The organism is Calditrichota bacterium, from assembly GCA_013152715.1.
In the GTDB taxonomy this organism is placed as follows: Bacteria; Zhuqueibacterota; Zhuqueibacteria; order Thermofontimicrobiales; family Thermofontimicrobiaceae; genus 4484-87.
Genome location: JAADFU010000159.1, coordinates 1 through 3948, shown reverse-complemented (window position 1 = coordinate 3948; position 3948 = coordinate 1). Strand labels below are relative to the sequence as shown.

Sequence of the window (3948 nt, the reverse complement as noted above, 5' to 3'; positions counted from 1 at the left end):
AACTGGCGCGAAAAAAAGTGGCGGAGACAGGCAAAATCTGGGAAATTTGTTACAGCGACCGTGTGGCAAACGAGAGCGCAATTTTTGCGGGACAAATCATTGAGCAGGGTGGGATCGGGAAAGTCATTCAAGTCATCGGTCTGGGACCTCATCGACTGGATGCAGATTCCCGACCGAGCTGGTTTTTTCGAAAAAAACAATCGGGCGGCATTTTGACCGACCTTGCGAGCCATTTGATTGAGCAGTTTCTGTATTACACGCAATCGAAAGACGCCACAGTTGTTCATGCCTTTGCCGGGAATTTTTCGCATCCGCAATTTCCGGAATTGCAAGACTTTGGCGAAGCGAATCTTGTCGCTGACTCCGGCGCCAGATTCTATTGTCGGGTTGATTGGTTTACCCCGGACGGATTGCGCACCTGGGGAGATGGCAGAACTTTCATTCTGGGCACGGATGGCTACATTGAATTGCGAAAATACATCGATGTAGGAAAGTCAAGCGCGGAAGATCACCTTTTTCTGGTGAATCAGGATGGCGAATTTTATTTTAACGCAACTGGTAGGATTGGTTTCCCTTATTTTTCAAATTTGATCGAAAAATCATTATTAAGAATAAAAGACATTAAACATCAAAATCATATTTTCAAGACTGCCGAGTTGAGCCTGTTGGCGCAGCAGATAGCGGATAAAAAGATTGAAGAATGACGTCGGGGGAATTATTAAGCGGAGGATACGAAAATGAACAAAAATGATAAATGGGAGCAGTACAGACTTGCGGCGAACACGGTGCGATTTTTGGCCGCCGATGGCGTGCAAAAGGCGAACTCGGGACATCCGGGACTGCCCATGGGGATGGCGGATTGCGCCACGGTTCTCTGGACTAAATTTCTGAAATTTAACCCACAGAAGCCGGGTTGGCTGAATCGGGATCGATTTGTTTTATCCGCGGGACACGGTTCCATGTTGCTTTATTCTTTGCTTTATTTGAGCGGCTACAATGTGACCCTGGACGATTTAAAATCATTTCGCCAATGGGGCAGCCGCACGCCGGGACACCCGGAACTTGGTTGTCTGCCCGGCGTGGAGACGACGACCGGACCTCTGGGACAGGGATTTGCCAACGGAATCGGCATGGCGATCGCGGAAAAAATGATGGCACAAAGATTCAACAGCCCGGATTTTTCGCTTTTGAATCACAACATTTTTGCCATTGTCAGCGACGGCGATTTGATGGAAGGCGTCTCTTTTGAAGCGGCTTCTTTGGCAGGACATTTGAAATTGGGGAATGTGGTCTATCTGTACGATAATAACAACATCACTATTGAGGGCAATACGAGTTTGGCATTTTCCGAAAATGTGGCACAGCGATTTGATGCGCTGGGTTGGCACACGATTGCGATCAATGGTCACAATTACGATGAAATCGAGGGGGCGATACAGGCAGGAATTGACGAAACAGAGAAGCCGACTTTAATTCTGGCGAAGACGCACATCGCTTTTGGCAGCCCAAACTTGCAGGATTCAGAAAAAGCGCACGGTTCGCCTCTTGGCGAGGACGAACTAAAAGCGGCAAAACGTAATTTGGGATTTCCCGAAAATGAAAAATTTTACGTGCCCAAAGAAGCCGCAGATTTGTTCCGGAAGCGGGTAAGTGAGTTAGTTGAAATTCAGAAAAACTGGCAGGAGAAATTTTTCCGGTGGCAAGACAATAATCCCGATCAGGCACAATTGCTCGATAAAATGATTTCCAAAAGTGTGCCCGACGATCTGGCAGAGCAATTGATAGCGGCAATTCCGGAAAGAGACCTTGCGACGCGCGCCAGTTCCGGTAAAATTTTGCAGAAAGCAGCGGAGTTAGTCCCCGGCTTGATCGGCGGCTCTGCGGATTTATCGCCCTCGACAAAAACCTGGATCGATGACGCGGGCGCCATCGAAGCGTATCATTTTTCCGGACGGAATTTTCATTTTGGCATTCGCGAGCACGGCATGGGCGGCATTTTGAATGGGATCGCGGAATATGGCGGTTGGATTCCCTTCGGTTCGACGTTTCTCGTTTTTTCCGATTACATGAGGCCGCCGATTCGCATCGCAGCGCTTTCGGAGTTACAGACAATTTACGTGTTCACCCATGATTCCATTTTCGTTGGCGAGGACGGTCCCACGCATCAGCCGGTGGAACATCTTGCGGCTCTGCGTGCCATTCCCAATTTGGTCGTTTTCCGCCCGGCAGACAGTTTGGAAGTTGCCATGGGCTGGAATTTTGCGTTGAAACATCGCACCGGGCCCACAGCGCTGATTTTGACGCGGCAAACTTTGCCGAATTTGAAACGGACAAATGACTTTCAGCCTGAAGATGTGCTGCGCGGCGGCTACATTTTGTCGCCGGAAAGCGAGGAAAAATTAGACGGGATTATTGTTGCTACCGGTTCCGAAGTGCACATTGCTGTGGAAGCGCAGAAAATTTTGCAGGAGAAGGGAAAACCAATGCGCGTCGTCTCCATACCTTCTCTGGAAATTTTCGCTCAACAGTCCGCTGCTTACCGCGACAAAGTCTTGCCGGCGAACGTTCCTGTTTTCGCGGTGGAGGTTGCCGTATCTTTCGGTTGGCACGGCGTTGCGCCAAACAGCAAGGTCAAAGTGATCGGCATTGACCGCTTCGGTGCTTCGGCGCCTTACAAAATTTTGGCGGAGAAATTTGGTTTTACCGGGGAGAAAGTGGCGGAGAAAATTTTGAGTTGGATGTGATTTGAATTAGTAGCCACTGATGGGCACGGATTTTCATTAAATCAGTGTGGAATTAGGCAAATCTGTGGCTCTTGGTCAAGGTAAAATCCTGACGGATTAAATCCGGAAGAATCTGATAATTTAGAAAAATATGTAGGAGGAATGTTATGTCGTTGAAGTTACGTGCTGCGGACGAATGTGAATTTGATGAGATTTCTTTGGGTGAAATAATGTTGCGTTTTGATCCGGGTGAAGGGCGAATACATACGACGCGTTGGTTCCGTGTCTGGGAAGGTGGCGGCGAATACAATGTCGCTCGCGGGCTGCGTCGCTGTTTCGGCTTGAAAACCGCTGTGGTGACGGCATTATTTGCGGACAATGCTGTCGGGCGTTTGCTGGAAGATTTTATCCTTCAGGGTGGCGTGGATACTTCTTTCATCAAATGGGTTCCCTACGACGGAATCGGAAGGACGGTGCGCAACGGCTTAAATTTCACCGAGCGCGGCTATGGCATCCGCGGCGCGCTTGGCTGTTCCGATCGCGGCAACACGGCAGCGTCTCAATTGAAAAAAGGGGATATTGACTGGGAAGAAATTTTTGGCAAACGCGGAGTTCGCTGGTTTCACACCGGCGGAATTTTTGCGGCGCTGTCGGAAACCACGCCGGATGTGATTCTGGAAGCAATGGAAATCGCGAAAAAATATGGCACAATTATTTCTTATGATTTGAATTACAGACCTTCGCTGTGGAAAGGCATTGGCGGCAAAGAAAAGGCGCAGGAAGTGAACAAGGAAATCGCCAAATTTGTCGATGTGATGATTGGAAACGAAGAAGATTTTACTGCCTGTCTCGGTTTTGAGGTTGAGGGCGTTGATGAGAATTTGACAAATCTGGACACTGAAAAGTTCAAGAAGATGATTGAGAAAGTGGTAGCAACCTATCCCAATTTCAAAGCTGTGGCTACTACTCTGCGCGGCGTCAAAACAGCGACGGTGAACGACTGGGGCGCGATTTGCTGGGTTGACGGAAAATTTTATGAAGCCACACATCGCCCGAATCTGGAAATTTTGGACAGAGTCGGCGGCGGGGACAGTTTTGCGTCCGGTTTTATTTTCGGAATGATGACGCTACAGGATGCGAAATTGGCTGTCGAGTACGGCGCTGCCCACGGCGCGCTGGCAATGACCACGCCAGGAGATACGACAATGGCGACGCTGAAAGAAGT

At 49.1% G+C, this 3948-nt stretch carries 3 protein-coding genes; all 3 read left to right on the top strand.

Annotated elements, in window-relative coordinates; genetic code table 11:
• Nucleotides 1-704 (top strand): gfo/Idh/MocA family oxidoreductase (locus GXO74_12250; GenBank protein NOZ62439.1); only part of this gene is annotated, 704 nt, incomplete at its 5' end.
• 33 nt (nt 705-737) lie between these two features.
• On the top strand, nt 738-2744 hold the full coding sequence (gene tkt / locus GXO74_12245; protein ID NOZ62438.1) for a transketolase: 2007 nt from the start codon (nt 738-740) through the stop codon (nt 2742-2744).
• A gap of 146 nt (nt 2745-2890) precedes the next feature.
• A partial coding sequence (locus GXO74_12240) for a sugar kinase (GenBank protein NOZ62437.1) occupies nt 2891-3948 on the top strand: 1058 nt, incomplete at its 3' end.

What these genes read in the sequence shown, in the direction of transcription:
- tkt (NOZ62438.1), top strand. Translation starts at nt 738, where the DNA reads ATGAACAAAAATGATAAATGGGAGCAGTACAGACTTGCGGCGAACACG.